This is a genomic window from Bradyrhizobium lablabi (assembly GCF_018129385.1).
Taxonomy (GTDB): domain Bacteria; phylum Pseudomonadota; class Alphaproteobacteria; order Rhizobiales; family Xanthobacteraceae; genus Bradyrhizobium; species Bradyrhizobium lablabi_C.
Genome location: NZ_JAFCLN010000004.1, coordinates 472,529 through 488,130, shown reverse-complemented (window position 1 = coordinate 488,130; position 15,602 = coordinate 472,529). Strand labels below are relative to the sequence as shown.

The window sequence follows — 15,602 nt, the reverse complement described above, 5'->3', positions numbered from 1 at the left end:
TGCACACGAGCATACAGGTGAGCGGAGAACACTCCGACATCCCCTGCGCAATGGTGTTACGGCTTACTTCGTGATCTTCCCGGTGGGGCGAGCTCGTTGTCACCGTCATCCCTGAGAAGCGTCAGCTTCTCACGAACTTGACGCCAGCATCGCGGCGTCAGAACCACACGACTTGACCGTACGCAGCCCGGCTTCGCCAAGAGGTTTCGCCGGGCACGGCCCGTGCGGTCCTCCTCTTGAAGCGCAACGCCACTCGCCTGTGGCGCCACTGCGTCCATCGCATCCCGCGCCCAACGTGTCGTGACGATGGCGATACGCCCCTCATGGTGGGCACGAGACGGCAACGTTTATAATTCTGATTTTCAGAATTGTAAAGCGAAATATTCTGCGCGGCGATCTGGCGACCCAAATCAGCTTGAGATTGCTCAAGAATTTGACGTTTCGGTGCGCCGCAGATTTTGCGAGACCTTGAAGTAATTTGTCTTCCGTAATGGCACAAACTGGACATTACAGTTCCGCGAAATTGGCGTATCGTCCATGTACAACGGGAAATAGAAACGCTCGGACGCTGAACGCCGGAGAAAAATGGGGAAGAAGCGTTGACGCAGTAGCACGGTCCGAGCTGAACTCCCGCGCAAGGAGCAGCGACGATGATCCGCCCAGAAGCCGATCGGCATACGCAGGGTGTTCCAGATGAGTCCCGGCACGGAGGCTGTCGCGGAGATGAACACTTACCTCCCGTTGTAACCCCGTAGAGGCGGCCGAGATGAGAAAAGGAGCTTTTCTCGCACTCGCGCTTTCACTTTTTCCGGCCATGGCGCTCGCGCAGGCACCATCGCCCGATGAGCGGCTGACGCAGAGCCGAGCGGTGGAAGCCATGATCTGGGGCATGCCGGCGGTCAATACCGACCTGATGCGGCAGGAGATGCTGACCAAGACGTCGGGCAAGGTGAACCAGGTTATTTATTGGGGGCGTCCGCTCGACTGGCGCAACCAGACTCTGACGCCGAATCCCGACGTTATCTATTTCATGGTGTTCTTCGACACCAGGGCCGCCGGCCCGATAGTGCTGGAAATTCCACCAGGCGATGCCGACGCCTCGCTCACGGGTAACATCGACACGGTGTGGCAGACCGCACTGGAGGACGTGGGATTGCACGGCGTCGACAAGGGGGCCGGCGGCAAGTTCGTGATCCTGCCGCCGCGTTACAGCGAGCCGATTCCGGCCGGCTATACAGCATTGCGGCCCGACACCTTTAGCAGTTATGCGCTGCTGCGCTCGAACATGAAAAGCCACAGCCAGGCGGATGTCGCAGCATCGATTGCGTATGGCAAGCGCACGAAGGTTTACCCGCTGTCGGCGGCGGCCAACCCTCCGGAAACCGTTTTCACCGATGTGAAGGACGTCAACTACGACAGCACGATCCGTTACGATGCGAGCTATTTCGTGAACCTCGACCGCGTCGTGCAGAGCGAGCCATGGATCGAGCGCGACAGGGCGATGATCGACCAGCTTCGCAGCGTCGGCATCGAAAAGGGCAAGCCTTTCGCGCCGGACGCGGCGCGAAGGAAAATCCTGGCGGCCGCCGCCGGCGAGGCGAAAGCGATGCTGGAGAAACGCTACGACGCAGGCTTCCCGCCGTTCTTCCCCAACAGCCAGTGGATGTTCCCGACATTGCAGGAGGCGATTGACGGGCAGGGCACGACTTATGCCGACCCCGAAAAATACGCCGTCGACGCGCGGGCGCTGCTCTACACCTACGGCTATGTCGCGATCAAGCGGCCGGGCACGGCGCAGTTCTACCTGATTTCGATCCGTGACAAGGAGGGAAAATCCTTTGACGGCGGCAAAACCTATCGGCTTCGCGTGCCGCCGAACGCGCCAGTCGACCAATACTGGTCGATCACCGCCTATGACCGACAGACGCATGCGCTGATCAAGAACATGTCGCGCGCCAGCCGGTCATCCAACGCAGCCGACGTTCAGAAAAACGCCGACGGCTCGATCGACATCTATTTTGGTCCAAAAGCGCCCGCCGGGAAGGAATCCAACTGGGTGCCAACCGATCCGGAGCGCGGTTTTGAGCTAATGCTCCGCGTCTACGGGCCGAGGAAAGAATTCTTCGAGAAGGCGTGGGTGCTGCCTGACGTGGAAAGGATGACGGCGCAATAGGAGGCGGCGATGAATACCGGTGCAAGGTTCGCCAAATGGGGGCTGGGCTTTTTTGTGTTCGGGCTTTTTCTGACCTTCGGCGTGATCGGTCACTACTGCGTGGGAGCAAGCGCCGATGCGGGCGAGCTGTTCAAGCGCAATGTCACGCTCTGGTGGGCTTGCCCGTGGACGCAACCTGGTTCGACGCGCCCTTAACGGCAAGTGGGCTGCCGCGGCATCACGGGCATGAGGTGAGAAAATGAAGAACACAGTTATTGCGATGGCGGCGTTGATCGGCATGAGCGCGACTGCCCTTGCGCAAGGCGCAGCGTCCGTCACCATCGACAACTTCAAGCGCGCTGAGTCCGATCTTTACTTCGGCAATGCGGTGAAGGACGCCGATGGCGTCGGCAAAATGCATCATCGTCGCGAGCCGATGCAGATCGACAAGCAGCCTGTTATCCGGACCAATCGAGATACGCTCTATTCTTCGGCTGTGCTCGATCTCGATGCCGGTCCGGCCAGCATCACGCTGCCGGATGCCGGCAAGCGGTTCCGCTCGATGCAGGTGATCAACGAGGATCATTACGTCGTTGGAAACGTGGAATATCGACCGGGCGCCTACCAGATCGACAGGAAGAAGGTCGGTACGCGCTACGTCCTGATCGCCTTGCGGACGCTGGTCGATCCCAACGATCCAAAGGATGTGGCACAGGTCCACGCCCTTCAGGACGCAACGAGGATAAGCCAGAAGAGTCCGGGAAAATGGGAGGTGCCGAACTGGGATCCTGTAAGCCAGAAGAAGGTGCGTGACGCGCTCCTTGTGCTCGGCTCGACCATTCCCGACTTCAAGGGAGCGTTCGGCGCCAAGGGGCAGGTCGATCCGATCCGGCACCTGATCGGCACTGCAACTGCATGGGGCGGCAATCCCGAGAAGGACGCCACCTATCTTAATATCACGCCAAGCAAAAACGACGGCAACACCGTCTACAGGCTCGACGTGAAGGATGTGCCTGTCGACGGCTTCTGGTCGATCAGCCTTTACAATGCCGAAGGCTATTTCGTGAAGAACGACGCCAACGCCTATTCGCTCAACAATCTCACCGGCAAGAAAAATGCGGACGGATCGATCGCGGTCCAGTTCGGCGGCTGCGACGCCAAGGTGGCCAATTGCCTGCCGATCATGCCGGGCTGGAATTATACCGTGCGGCTGTATCGCCCGCGGCCGGAAGTGCTGAACGGCAAGTGGAAGTTTCCGGAGCCGAAGCCCGTGAGCTGACGTCATGAGCGGCTACGACATCTTCGCCTGGATCGTGCTGATCATTCTGGTGGCCAGCGTGATCGGCGTGTTCTGCATCGCGGGCTGGCTGCCGGGGCACATCGCGAAGAGCCGCAACCACCCGTGGGCGCAAGCGGTGACGGTTGCCGGCTGGGTCACGCTGATCTGCGGCTTTGCGTTGTGGCCGGTCGCGTTGATCTGGGCCTATGTCGACGTACCGCAACCTCGCGCGGAGACACGGCCATGATGATCGCGCTGATGGCGGCCTATCTGGTCTTTCTTTTCGCCATCGTTCGGCTCGGCATTGTACGCTTCAACCTGTTCTGGAAGGCGTCACCCTTCATCGTGCTGCTGCTGCTCAACCTCGGTCTGTTCATTCCCATGGGCTGGGGCGCGCCGCAAGGACCGGTGCTGGTCGTGCGCAATGCGGTTTCGATCGTGCCCGACGTGGCAGGTGAGGTGACCGAGGTTCCCGTGGTGGCCAACACACCGCTGAAGGCCGGCGACGTGCTGTTCAGGATCGATCCGACGCCATACCAGGCGCAGGTCAAGACGATCGAGGCGCAGCTAAAACTGTCCTCGACGCGCCTTGCCCAGATGACCCAGCTCTACGAGCGCGACTCCGGCCGCGGCTTCGACGTCGAGCAGCGGCAGTCGGAGGTCGACCAGCTCAAGGGCCAGCTCGAGGCCGCGCAGTGGAATCTCGACAAGACAGTCGTGCGCGCGCCGGGCGAGGGCTATGTCACCAATCTCGCGCTGCGCAAGGGCGCCCGGGTGGCCAACCTGCCGCTCTCGCCGGTGATGGCGTTCATCGACACCTCCAGCACTATCATCGGCGTCGAGATCAACCAGATCGATGCGCGCTATGTCGAGCCGGGGCAGGAGGTAGAGGTCACCTTCAAATATGCGCCCGGAAAGATCTACAGCGGCAAGGTCGAAAGCATCCTGCAAGCGATCGCGACGGGGCAGGTGCAGACATCGGGCACCGCGGTCATGCCCAAGGGAATCGAGGCTGCGCCCTTCGTGGTGCGGGTCAAGCTCGATGATGCCGCGGTCGCGCAAGGCCTGCCGGCCGGCTCGGCCGGCACGGCCGCGATCTACACCGAGCACCTCAAGCCGACGCACATTATCCGACGCGTGATCCTGCGCCAGATCGCGATATTGAACTATGTCAATCCCTTCTGAGCTACTTCGAGAACTTCGGCCCGCGCGGCGTGGGCGGATGCTCCGGAGCGGCCGGCGTAAAGCTCAGGGTCGCCATGAATGTAGAGTTCGTCGGCCGGTTCTCCGTGTAGAGGTCCACGTAGCCGCGCAGGTTCAGATAACCCGTGTATCCCTCGAACGCCGGAAAGAAGAAACCGACCTGCGGGCCGATGGCGACCGCCGTGCCCTTGTTGTCGCCGAGTTTGGCGCCGGTGCCGCTGTCGCCGGTGACCTGCTGGTAGATATAGCCGACCAGCCCGGCGTGAACGCTCTTGCCGATGAACTGCGAGGCGGCGAAGTCGGCATGGAAGTCGATGCCGTTGCGGTAATCCAGCGCGGTATTGGTGCCGTTGAAGCTGAAGCCCGCGACCACCGAAAATTCCTGGCCGGTCTTCGGATTGAGATAAGTGTAGCCGCCGCCGGCATCGACCCCGACAAAGCCGATACTCAGATTGGCAAGACGAGTGGAATCATAGGTGCCGCTCGGGATATTGCCGAAGACGTAGGTCATGAAATTGTTGACGCCGAAATTCCATTTCAACTGGCCGAGGTAATAGACGTCGGCCCAGGTGACCCTGTTGTCGAAGGCCGAGCCGGAAATCGTGTTGCCGCGCGGCCCCGTCAGAGTCGCGCCAACATCGACCCCGATATTGCCGGGCACTGCTGCGACACCGACCGTCAGTTGGCCGCCGAGCACCGGCGTTGCGAAAGTGTAGGTCGGAAGAAAGACGAAGGCATCTGCCTTGGCCTTCAGACCCGCAACGATGCTGGCATTGTTCTGGAGCGCCTTGCCGCCGCCGGCCACCGCGTCGAGATGAATATACTGGAAGGTGTAGCTCATGCCGGGCTGGCCAGGCACCGCCGAGAGGCTGCCCATGGTGCCCGGCAGCCAGAACCCGATGCCGCCGTTGTCGGCACGGACCGCGGCCGGCGCCAGCGCAATCGCACCCAGCGCCGCGAAGGCCATCGCGGCTCGTCTTGACGAAAGGCAGGGAACGCCAAGCATGCGCCTCCTCCAGATGCGTCGCGACGCACCCTAGAGCAGGATGACTTTTCTTCGAATCGTCATCCAGCTCTATCTTTTTGTTTGAGCATGATCTCCGCGCAAACGCTTCGCGTTTGTCGCGAGGGAAAACCGGTGTCCACTTTTCCGGATCATGCTCTGGGAGAAGGCAAGACGCCATGTGTGCCCGTTTTGTGATGCGGCGGTCGCGAGCGCAAGGTTTTTGCGGGTAGTGACTTAAAGGTCACGCCACCTTACCGGGCAACGCTCCCCTAGTAGACCGACACGGCAACCACGCCGGCACGCGTCATGCCGAGCGCTCGCGCCGCACTCAAGGAAACGTCGATGATCCGGCCGCGCACGAAGGGACCGCGGTCGTTGACGCGGCATCGAATCGAGCGCCCGGCGTGGGTGATCGTCACGACGCTACCCATCGGTCTTGTCCGGTGCGCGCAGGTCATTCCGCCGCCGCGGCCTCCATAGTAGGAGGCGAGGCCTGACTCCGCGCGAACGGAGGACGCGGATGGAAGGGAGATGGCGGCAGCAAGAGCGACGACAGCGATGCTGGTTCGATTCATGGGGCCTCGTCATGTGAGAGAAGCCCAGCCCATGCGCCGCTCTAGAACGGCCAACCTTGTTGCAGGATTGACGAAATCGCGGCGCTTTGTCGAAGTTTTCGGAAGTCCAAGCTTATCGAACCACGCTCAAGCTGCGGCGGAACAATTGCCACATTTTCCCGTTTGCATCGACCTTCACCGTCAAGGAGCCGCCATGCGCAAACAGGTTTTGGTATTCACGCTTTCACTGTCCGCCATCATTGCCTGTTCGGCAGCTTCAGCCTTGCCGGGCGCGCCCGTTCAGTCGGGAATGCTGAACGTCGGCAGCGCATCCGACGTGATCGAGGTAAAGGGCGGACATGGCCGCGGTCATGGCTGGGGCCGCGGCCATGGTCATCGCGCCCACGGCTGGAGCCGCGGCCGCAAGGTCGGCTGGCGCGGCCACGGCTGTCCGCCCGGACACTGGAAGAAGGGTTGGTGCTGATGCGGGCGGCCGCGCTGGGCGGGGTCGAGCCGACAGCTCAAGCTTCGGGAACGCCGGCCTTTCGCATGCCCTCGACAAAGTGCTCCATCGTCCCGGTGCTTTGATAGGGCACGCTTTCCCTGATCCATTGCAGCGACAGTTGCGGTTGCCCGATCATGACCTGCTGAAGGTAGCGTCGCGCTTCATCGATGTTGCCGAGTTGCGCGAGCGTGGCACAGCGAAGGCGTTGTGCGCCCTGGAATCCAGGACGTAGCCTCAGAAGCTCGTCGGAGTAATGCAGTGCCCGATCGTAGCGGCCGGCCGTGTAGTGCGCCACCGCGATGCCGCCGAAGAACATCGCCATTTCCGGATCCATCGGGCTGAGGCGAATGGCGGTTTCGGCGTGCTCGATCGCTTCGCGATCGTTGCCTGCGAAGGCGTGGCCGTGGCTGAGGTAGCAATGCGCCGCTGCCGAACTCGGGTTGAGCCGGACAGCGGCTGCAAACGCCGCCAGGGACTCGGTTGTGCGACGCTCCATCATCCAGAGATAGCCGAGCGCGATCTGCCCCCAGGCGGTCCAATGGTCCAGCTCGATCGCACGCAGCGTGTGTTCGCGCCCCGCTTTCATGCCTTCGCTGCGATCCACCCAGCCATTGTGGGCCGCAAACAGCAGGCAGAAGCCGAGCAGGCTGCGCGCCGGCTCGTATTTCGGATAGGAGATCACCGCCTGTTGCAGGGCGTCGATTGCCGCGCGATTGTCCTCGCTATTCAGGCGCCACACATGGGTCTGCGCCCGCGCGACCAGCTCCCAGGCGCCGAGATCCTGCGCCGACCGGGCCAGCGTGCGGCTGGCTTCCGCGGCCACGACAAAGGTGTCGATGGCGGCGATGACGTTGCGCGCGATCTCGTTCTGGATGGCGAAGATGTCGCCGAGCTCGCGGTCGTACTGCTCGGCCCAGTGATGCAGTCCGTTCTGCGCCTCGATCAGTTGAGCGCTGATGCGCAGTCGCCTGGCCGCGCGGCGAATGCTTCCGCGCAGCACGTAGCGAACGCCGAGCTCCCGGCCGATGGCGCTCACATCGGCCGGCCGATCCTTGTAGATGAAGGTCGAATTGCGGGCGATGACGAACAGCCATTTCAGGCGCGACAGTCCGGTGATCAGGTCTTCCGTGATGCCGTCCGCAAAATGCTCCTGATCCGGCTGCTCGCTCAAATTCTCGAACGGCAGCACCGCGATCGAGGGCCGGTCCGGCAGGGGCGGAAACGGCCCGGCGTTCGCCGCGCTTGCCTCGTTCGTCCGGCCGGCCGCTTCGGCGAGGATGCCCTCGAACAGATAACCGCGTTTCGGGACCGTCCTGATCTCGAACTGGTGCTCGCCATCAAGGACCTGGCGTATGTCCTTGATGCATTGCACGAGCGAATTCTCGGTGACGGCGATGTCGCCCCAGATGTGATCGATCAGCTCCGCCTTGCTGACCAGCCGGCCGCGATTGCGGGAGAGATAGGCCAGCACGTCGAATGACTTAGGGCGTAGCTGGAGCGGCAGGCCGGCGCGCCGCAGGCACGCTGACGGATAGTCGATCTCGAGCAAGCTGGAACTGGAACTCTGGATGTCAGCCATTGCCTGGGCGTCATCAACCGTCTTGCAGGGCCGCGATCATAGGACGCTTTCAGAAGAATTTCATTGCGTCTTCACGACACGCAGGGGCAGCTCGCGCACCCTGTGCCGGCCCGTCAACGCGGCCGTCCCGGGAGGTTTGCCATGAGACCGATTGCGATCATCGCCCCCATTCTGACCTCAGCATTTCTGACGATGCCGGCGAGGGCCGATGTCATCATGGACTGGAACGCCAAGGTCGACGCGATTTCCACCGCGAAGCAATTGGTTAACTCGGCTAACTCCCGTGGCCAGGCGATGATGCATGTCGCCGTGTTCGAGGCAGTCAACGCCATCGACAAGCGGTATACGCCGTACCGGCTCAATCTGACGGCGGACCGGGCGACCTCACGCGAGGCCGCCGCGGCTTCCGCTGCACATGACGTGCTGATCGCGCTTTATCCGGATCAGAAGGCGGACCTTGACGCTACGCTGGAAAAATCGCTTTCGGCTGTGGCCGACGGCGAAGGCAAGGCGAAGGGCATCGAACTCGGCAGGAAGGCGGCGGCCGAGATCATTGCGCTGCGGACCAATGACGGCAGCGGAGCGCCCGAGAGCTATCGTCCGCAAGCTTCGCCCGGCATCTACGTCCCGACCACCGTCCCCATCGAGTCCACCGCGGCAAAAATCACGCCGTGGGTGATGCGGACGGCCTCGCAGTTCCGGGCCGGCCCGCCGCCCGCGCTCACCTCTGAGGTCTGGACGCGTGACCTCAACGAGATCAGGGAAATCGGCGGCAGCAAGAGCGACAAGCGCAGCGCCGAGCAGACCACGATCGGACGGTTCTGGTTCTTCACCGGACCCGGGACCTACAACCAGATCGTTCGCCAGATCGCCACCGCCAAGCAGATGGATCTCGTCGACTGCGCCCGGCTGTATGCGCTGGTCGCGATGGCCGCGAGCGATGCGTTCATTGCGGTGTTCGAGGCCAAATATGTCTACAATCTCTGGCGGCCCATCACCGCGATCCGCAATGCCGACCTCACGTCCAATGCCGCCACGCCGCGCGATGCGTCCTGGCTGCCGCTCGGCACAACGCCGATGCACCCCGAATACCCTTGCGCGCACTGCATCGTCGCCTCGGCCGTTTCCAACGTGCTCCAGATCGTGGTTGGTAACGAGATCGGCGAGATCACGCTTGCGAGCCCGACCGCGCCGGGCGTCACCCGCAAATGGACGCGGCTACAGGACTATAGCGACGAGGTTTCCAACGCGCGGATCTATGCCGGCTTCCACTACCGGTTCTCGACCGAGGCCGCCAAGGACATGGGCAAGAAGATTGCGGAGCTGGCGGTGAGCACGCAAGTGCTCGGCAACGTGGCCGCGGCGCAGCCGAAGTAACCTCGGAGAACGCGAAAGAAGGCCCGACCTCATCGAGGCCGGGCCTTGTTCGACGTCAGATCAGTGAACAGCGCGCAACAGGAAATAGCTTGCACCGCCGATGACGATCACCGCGGGGACAGCCCACATAATGAAAATTGGCATCTCTCGTTCCTCCTCCAATTGTTCAGTAAAGAGCCAATGACCGGTATTGCCAAAAGTTCCCGGGTTTGCGTCACGGGAACTGACGCATCGATGGAACGTGTGGCGCTGCGGCCGGTTGTCGGGTGCCGCGTCCCGCGGCTTGAGGAGAAAGAGAGATGAAGAAACTTCTTTTGCTGGCGGCCGCCGTATCGCTTTGCGCGACGTTCGCCAACGCGCAGACCACCGTCACCACCGGAACCGCCGTCGGCGGCACGGTTCAGATCGAGCCGCAGTACCGCACGCGGATCAAGAGCTATGTCACCGAGCACAAGATCCGCCCGATCGAGACCAGGGAGCGGATCGTCGTCGGATCGAAAGTTCCCAGCGATGTTGAGCTGGTCGCGGTGCCGTCCGACTGGGGTCCGTCGGTCACGAAGTATCGGTACGTTTATTCCAACGACCGCGTGATGCTGGTTGATCCGGCAACCCGCACGGTCGTCCACGAAGTGGATTGATCCAAAGTTCAAAGCTTCCAAGGCCTCGACCTTCGGGTCGAGGTCTTTTTTTGCGTCTGAAGGTCTGATTGCCTGTTCTTCCCGAATTTCTGGCGCGTCGTTTCTATGGAAAAGTTCACCCCGCCTTGCGCATTCCCTGATGCGGGTCGGCGCGCAGATTGCGGAAGAAGGTGTCGACCTCGCGCGACAGCGTCTCCGCCATCGCGGTCAGTTCGCTGGAGGCCGAGAGCACCGACTCGGCGGCGTGGCTGGTCTTGCCCATGGCCTGGCTGAGCGAGGAGATGTTGACGACCAGCGTCTCGTTGCCTTGCGCGGCGAGCTGCGCGTTCTGCGAGATTTCGCGCGTCGCCTGATCCTGCTGGCCGATCGCGCCGGCGATGTTGGTGGTGACGTCGTTGATCTCGCGCACGGCGTTGCCGATCTCGCGCACCGCCTCGACCGACGTGCGGGTCGAGGCCTGGATCACGCCGATATTCTCGCTGATCTCGGCGGTGGCTTTCGCCGTCTGTCCGGCCAGCGCCTTGACCTCGTGCGCGACCACGGCAAAGCCGCGGCCGGCATCGCCGGCGCGCGCGGCCTCGATGGTGGCGTTCAGCGCCAGCAGGTTGGTCTGGGCGGCGATCGCTTGGATCAGGCCGAGCACGCCGTCGATACGCTGCGTCGCCGCGGCAAGACCCTCGATCTCGGCGACCGACTTGTCGGTGCGCTGGCCGGCCTGCTCGACGGCGCTGGCGGACTGGCGGACCTGGCGGCCGATCTCTTCGACCGAAGCCGACAATTCCTCGGCGGCGCCCGCCACCGCCGATACGTTGGCGGAGGCCTGCTCGGTGGCGCCGGTGGCGGCCGCCGCGCGGCCGTTGGCGTCGGAGGCGACGCTCGCGATCATCTGCGCGGTGTCGCGCATCGAGGTCGCGCTGTCGTTGACGGTGCGCAAGACCTCACCGATCGCGCCGCGGAAGGCTTCGACCGAGGCCTCGATATGCTTCGTGCGCTCGTCGCGCGCCCTGGAATCTTCAAGCACCTGCGAATTGAGCTTGCGGTTGCGATCCATCGCTTCCTGGAAGATCTGGATGGCGCGGGCGAGCGAGCCGATCTCGTCGCCGCGGCTGATATGCGGAACCTCGACACGATCCTCGCCGTCGGCAACGCGCTTGATGGTTTCGGTGATGACGGAGAGGGGCCGCGCGATCGAGCGGGCGATGATCAGCACGCCGAGCACGACCACCAGCAACGCAAGCGCGCCCAGGCACGTGAGCACGAAGGAAAGCCGCTGGTTCTCCTCGGTGCGCAGCGCAAGGCGCTTGCTGCGCTCGGCATAAACCTTCGAGAGCGCCTCCAGGTCCTTGTTGAGGGCGGTGCGGACAGAGCGGTTGGCATCGTTATCGCCCCATTCGCGTCCCGCGGCCGGGCTGATCTCGTTGGCGCGGCGCACGAGCTCGGCGCGGAATTCGACGAACTGCTGCACGCGCTTCCTGAAGGCCGCGAACTGCTCGGCATCGTCGGCCTGCACCAAAGCTTCCCAGTTCTTCACGACCTCGAGGATGCGCTGGTTGAAGACGAGCAGGCCGTCGCCGTATTTCCTCACCACCGCCGGATCGGTCGACATGTAGACGCCGCGAGACTCCATCACCACGGCATAGACCAGCGAGTTGATGCGCTCGACGTTCAGCGCCGCGCGGCTGGCGGTCGACACCTGCTCGGTCAGCTCGGTGTTGCGGTCGGTGTTGTAATCCGACAGCAGGGTGATGGCGGCGGTGAGCGCCGCGAACAGTCCAAAAATCAAATACAGCTTGGCTGCAAGCGAGAGCCGGGAGGTCATGCGGGTCACAAAATGAGGGGGATGGGACTGGCTGGTTTCCGGCATCGCGGCTCCTGAAAGAGGCCGGTGAGCACCGTCGGCCGTCTAAAAATGATGCAAAATTTTCATGGATAATTTCTTAATGCGCGAGGTTTTTTTGCGCTGCAACTATTTGGATTGTTGGCTAGCGAAATCAGATACTTATGATTGTCACGCTCAGGTTCCGTTCCGTGAAATTGCGGTATTTTTCTCGACCATAACGAGCATCATATGTGCCGATCTCGTACTGGTGGTTGTAGGCGTTTTACGGCCGCTATGCGTCGCGAGCGGCCCTTGAGATGATAGGGTGGGCGGATCAATCGAAGCGCCTGACGGCGCGGAGCCGCCATGGTCTATCGCCAAATCATCGACGCCACCTCCTATGTCTTCGATGATTTGGGCGACCTGCTCGCCAAGGCGACGCCGCCGCGCTCGGGCGACCGGCTGGCCGGGATCGCGGCAGCGAGTGCCGAACAGATGGTGGCCGCGCGGATGGCGCTGGCCGACGTGCCGCTCAAGCAATTTCTGAACGAGGCCGTGATCCCCTATGAGGACGACGAGGTCACTCGCCTGATCGTCGACGGCCATGACGCCGTTGCCTTTGCCGCCATCTCCTCCCTGACGGTCGGCGCATTCCGTGACTGGCTGCTGTCGGACGCCGCCGATGGCGCGGCGCTGGCGGCAGTGGCGCGCGGCATCACGCCGGAAATGGCGGCCGCCGTCTCCAAGCTGATGCGCAACCAGGACCTGATCGGGGTTGCGAAGAAGTGCCGGGTAACGACTTCATTTCGCAACACCATCGGCCTGCCGGGACGGATGAGCGTCCGCCTGCAACCCAATCACCCCTTCGATGACGCCAAGGGCATCACTGCCTCGATCCTCGACGGGATCTTGCTGGGGGCGGGCGATGCCTGCATCGGCATCAATCCGGCGAGCGACGATCCGGCTGTGATCGGCGGCCTCGTGCGGCTGCTCGACGACATCATCGGCCACCTCCAGATTCCGACCCAGGGCTGCGTGCTCACCCATGTCACGACCACGCTCGCGCTGATCGGGCAGGGGCTTCCGGTCGATCTGGTCTTCCAGTCGATCGCGGGGACGCAGGCCGCCAACCGCAGCTTCGGCGTCGATCTGGCGCTGCTGAGGGAGGCGCGTGAGGCGGGGCTGTCGTTGCGGCGCGGCACCGTCGGCAGCAACGTCATGTATTTCGAAACCGGGCAGGGCTCGGCCCTGTCGGCCGGCGCCCATCACGGCGTCGACCAGCAGACGCTCGAGGCCAGAGCCTATGCGGTCGCCCGCGCCTTTGATCCCTTGCTGGTCAACAGCGTGGTCGGCTTCATCGGTCCGGAATATCTCTATGACGGCAAGGAAATCATTCGCGCGGGCCTTGAGGACCATTTTTGCGGAAAACTGCTCGGCCTGCCGCTCGGGGTGGACGTCTGCTACACCAACCATGCCGAGGCCGACCAGGACGACATGGACAATTTGCTGACGCTGCTGGCGGCAGCGGGGGTCACTTTCATCATGGGGGTGCCCGGCGCCGACGACGTCATGCTGAACTACCAGTCCACCTCGTTCCATGATGCGCTCTATGTCCGCGATCTCTTTGGACTGAAGCGGGCGCCGGAATTCGACGACTGGCTGCTGCGCGTTGGCCTCTCCGGCACCGACTTTCGCCTTGCCGGCAATGCAGGCCAGCTTCCCGATTTTGCCTCACGGCTGATCGCCTGACGGTCACGCTAGAATAATTCTTGGCAACCATCATGCTCGCCCGGAGTTGATTTGACCTGCCAAAGTCTTGAGGAATCTGTAGCCCCGCGTTCGCGCTCGTGCTTAAATCCAGAGACCGCGGGCAAGTTACTGGATTGCTTGGGGGAAGTTGGAATGAGAGTTGAAGGCATTGAGACGGCCCGGCGTATCCTTTGCGTCTTTCCGCGCTATACGTCTTCGTTCGGTACGTTCGAATACGCCTATCAGTTGACCGATGGCGTCAAGGCCTTCATGCCGCCGCAGGGGCTGCTGCTGATCGCGGCCTATCTGCCGAAAACCTGGCCGGTGCGCTTCATCGACGAAAACATCAAGCCCGCGACCAAAGAAGATTTCGAGTGGGCGGAAGCGGTGTTCGTCAGCGGCATGCACATCCAGCGCCAGCAGATGAACGACATCTGCCGCCGCGCGCATCAATTCGATCTGGCGGTCGCGATCGGAGGGCCTTCGGTCAGCGCCTGTCCGGATTACTATCCGGCCTTCGACTATCTTCACGTCGGTGAACTCGGCGATGCGACCAACGAGCTGATCGCGCGCCTGGCGGACGACCCGTCGCGGCCGGAGCAGCAGATCGTGCTCAGGACCAAAGACCGCGTCGCCATGAGCGACTTTCCGCTGCCCGCCTACGAACTGGCCGAGACGCGGAAATATCTGCTCGGCAGCATCCAGTATTCCAGCGGCTGTCCCTATCAGTGCGAATTCTGCGACATCCCCGGCCTCTATGGCCGCAACCCGCGGCTGAAGACGCCGCAGCAGATCGTGGCCGAGCTCGACAAGCTGCGCGAATGCGGCATGACCGACACGGTCTATTTCGTCGACGACAATTTCATCGGCAACCGCAAGGCGGCGATGGATCTCCTGCCGCATCTGGTCGAATGGCAGAAGCGCACCGGCTACGTCACGCGGCTGGCCTGCGAGGCCACGCTCAACATCGCCAAGCGGCCGGAAATCCTCGAGCTGATGAAAGAGGCGCTGTTCGTCACCGTGTTCTGCGGCATCGAGACGCCCGATCCGGACGCCCTGAAGGCGATGCACAAGGACCACAATATGATGGTCCCGATCCTGGAGGGCGTGCGCACCATCAATTCCTACGGCATGGAAGTGGTGAGCGGCATCATCATGGGGCTCGACACCGACAAGCCGGGCACGGCGGATGCGCTGCTCAACTTCGTCGACGAGTCCCGCATTCCGCTCCTGACCATCAATCTGTTGCAGGCGCTGCCGAAGACGCCGCTATGGGACCGCCTGGAGAAGGAAGGGCGCCTTATCGACGACGAAAACCGCGACTCCAATGTCGATTTCCTGATGCCGTATGACGAGGTCGTCAGCGCCTGGCGGCGCGCCATGGCGGTCGCCTATGAGCCGGCAAAACTGTACGAGCGCTACCAGTACCAGTGCGACTACACCTACACCAATCGCATCAAGGTGCCGGTTGCGCCCGAATTGAAGACCTGGCCGAGCATCCGGCGCGGCCTGATCATGCTGCGTAACATCTTCTGGAAGGTCGGCGTACTCGGCAATTACAGGCGCGTATTCTGGAAGTTCGCACTCGGCCGGCTGCGGCGCGGCGATATCGAGGGCCTGATCGGCTCGGCGATGATCGCGCATCATCTGATCGAATTCGCCCGCGATGCGACCAGCGGCCAGCAGAATGCGTCGAACTACTCGATCCGGCTGCGCGAGGCCGCCGTTCCCGCAGAATAAG

14 protein-coding genes are annotated in these 15,602 nt (G+C 62.5%); 10 read left to right on the top strand and 4 right to left on the bottom strand.

Annotated features, from left to right (window positions below; translation table 11 throughout):
• The first annotated feature begins 766 nt into the window (after window positions 1-766).
• From JQ628_RS11910 to JQ628_RS11890, 5 genes are read left to right on the top strand one after another with little or no spacing between them, the layout of a single operon-like run.
• Window positions 767-2,173 (top strand): DUF1254 domain-containing protein, encoded by a 1,407-nt coding sequence (locus JQ628_RS11910; protein WP_212222724.1) that lies wholly within the window; start codon window positions 767-769, stop codon window positions 2,171-2,173.
• A 9-nt stretch (window positions 2,174-2,182) separates the two neighbouring features.
• Window positions 2,183-2,368, top strand: a complete 186-nt coding sequence (locus tag JQ628_RS11905) for a hypothetical protein (RefSeq protein WP_212222723.1) — start codon at window positions 2,183-2,185, stop codon at window positions 2,366-2,368.
• A 43-nt stretch (window positions 2,369-2,411) separates the two neighbouring features.
• Window positions 2,412-3,431: a DUF1214 domain-containing protein gene (locus JQ628_RS11900; protein WP_212222722.1), complete on the top strand. Its 1,020-nt coding sequence runs from the start codon at window positions 2,412-2,414 to the stop codon at window positions 3,429-3,431.
• A gap of 4 nt (window positions 3,432-3,435) precedes the next feature.
• Window positions 3,436-3,678 carry a DUF3302 domain-containing protein gene (locus JQ628_RS11895; protein WP_212222721.1) on the top strand — a complete coding sequence of 81 codons (243 nt, stop codon included), beginning with the start codon at window positions 3,436-3,438 and terminating at the stop codon, window positions 3,676-3,678.
• Window positions 3,675-4,616: an HlyD family secretion protein gene (locus JQ628_RS11890; RefSeq protein ID WP_212222720.1), complete on the top strand. Its 942-nt coding sequence runs from the start codon at window positions 3,675-3,677 to the stop codon at window positions 4,614-4,616. The genes JQ628_RS11895 and JQ628_RS11890 overlap by 4 nt, the downstream gene beginning before the upstream one ends.
• A gap of 1 nt (window position 4,617) precedes the next feature.
• Here the strand turns inward: JQ628_RS11890 and JQ628_RS11885 are convergent, their stop codons facing one another.
• Together JQ628_RS11885 and JQ628_RS11880 are read right to left on the bottom strand one after the other, a co-directional pair.
• A complete protein-coding gene (locus tag JQ628_RS11885) occupies window positions 4,618-5,640 on the bottom strand; it encodes a SphA family protein (RefSeq protein ID WP_249127750.1) in 1,023 nt (340 codons plus the stop codon).
• A 269-nt stretch (window positions 5,641-5,909) separates the two neighbouring features.
• Window positions 5,910-6,215, bottom strand: a complete 306-nt coding sequence (locus tag JQ628_RS11880; RefSeq protein ID WP_212222719.1) for a septal ring lytic transglycosylase RlpA family protein — start codon at window positions 6,213-6,215, stop codon at window positions 5,910-5,912.
• 193 nt (window positions 6,216-6,408) lie between these two features.
• On the opposite strand from JQ628_RS11880, the gene JQ628_RS11875 reads away from it, so the two are divergent.
• Complete coding sequence (locus JQ628_RS11875; RefSeq protein ID WP_212222718.1) at window positions 6,409-6,678, top strand: hypothetical protein; 270 nt, start codon at window positions 6,409-6,411, stop codon at window positions 6,676-6,678.
• 37 nt (window positions 6,679-6,715) lie between these two features.
• On the opposite strand, the gene JQ628_RS11870 is transcribed toward JQ628_RS11875, so the two are convergent.
• Window positions 6,716-8,278 (bottom strand): winged helix-turn-helix domain-containing protein, encoded by a 1,563-nt coding sequence (locus tag JQ628_RS11870; protein ID WP_212222717.1) that lies wholly within the window; start codon window positions 8,276-8,278, stop codon window positions 6,716-6,718.
• Window positions 8,279-8,419: 141 nt separating this feature from the next.
• Between JQ628_RS11870 and JQ628_RS11865 the strand changes: the two genes are divergently transcribed.
• Entirely contained in the window at window positions 8,420-9,655 is a 1,236-nt protein-coding gene (locus tag JQ628_RS11865) for a vanadium-dependent haloperoxidase (protein ID WP_212222716.1), read from the top strand.
• Between the two features lie 299 nt (window positions 9,656-9,954).
• Window positions 9,955-10,293: a DUF1236 domain-containing protein gene (locus JQ628_RS11860; protein ID WP_212222715.1), complete on the top strand. Its 339-nt coding sequence runs from the start codon at window positions 9,955-9,957 to the stop codon at window positions 10,291-10,293.
• Between the two features lie 115 nt (window positions 10,294-10,408).
• On the opposite strand, the gene JQ628_RS11855 is transcribed toward JQ628_RS11860, so the two are convergent.
• Window positions 10,409-12,157, bottom strand: coding sequence for a methyl-accepting chemotaxis protein (locus JQ628_RS11855; protein ID WP_249127749.1), 1,749 nt, complete (start codon window positions 12,155-12,157; stop codon window positions 10,409-10,411).
• A 321-nt stretch (window positions 12,158-12,478) separates the two neighbouring features.
• Between JQ628_RS11855 and JQ628_RS11850 the strand changes: the two genes are divergently transcribed.
• Together JQ628_RS11850 and JQ628_RS11845 are read left to right on the top strand one after the other, a co-directional pair.
• Window positions 12,479-13,861: an ethanolamine ammonia-lyase subunit EutB gene (locus JQ628_RS11850; protein WP_212222714.1), complete on the top strand. Its 1,383-nt coding sequence runs from the start codon at window positions 12,479-12,481 to the stop codon at window positions 13,859-13,861.
• A gap of 153 nt (window positions 13,862-14,014) precedes the next feature.
• Window positions 14,015-15,601 carry a B12-binding domain-containing radical SAM protein gene (locus JQ628_RS11845; RefSeq protein WP_212222713.1) on the top strand — a complete coding sequence of 529 codons (1,587 nt, stop codon included), beginning with the start codon at window positions 14,015-14,017 and terminating at the stop codon, window positions 15,599-15,601.
• The last annotated feature ends 1 nt before the right edge of the window (window position 15,602 follow it).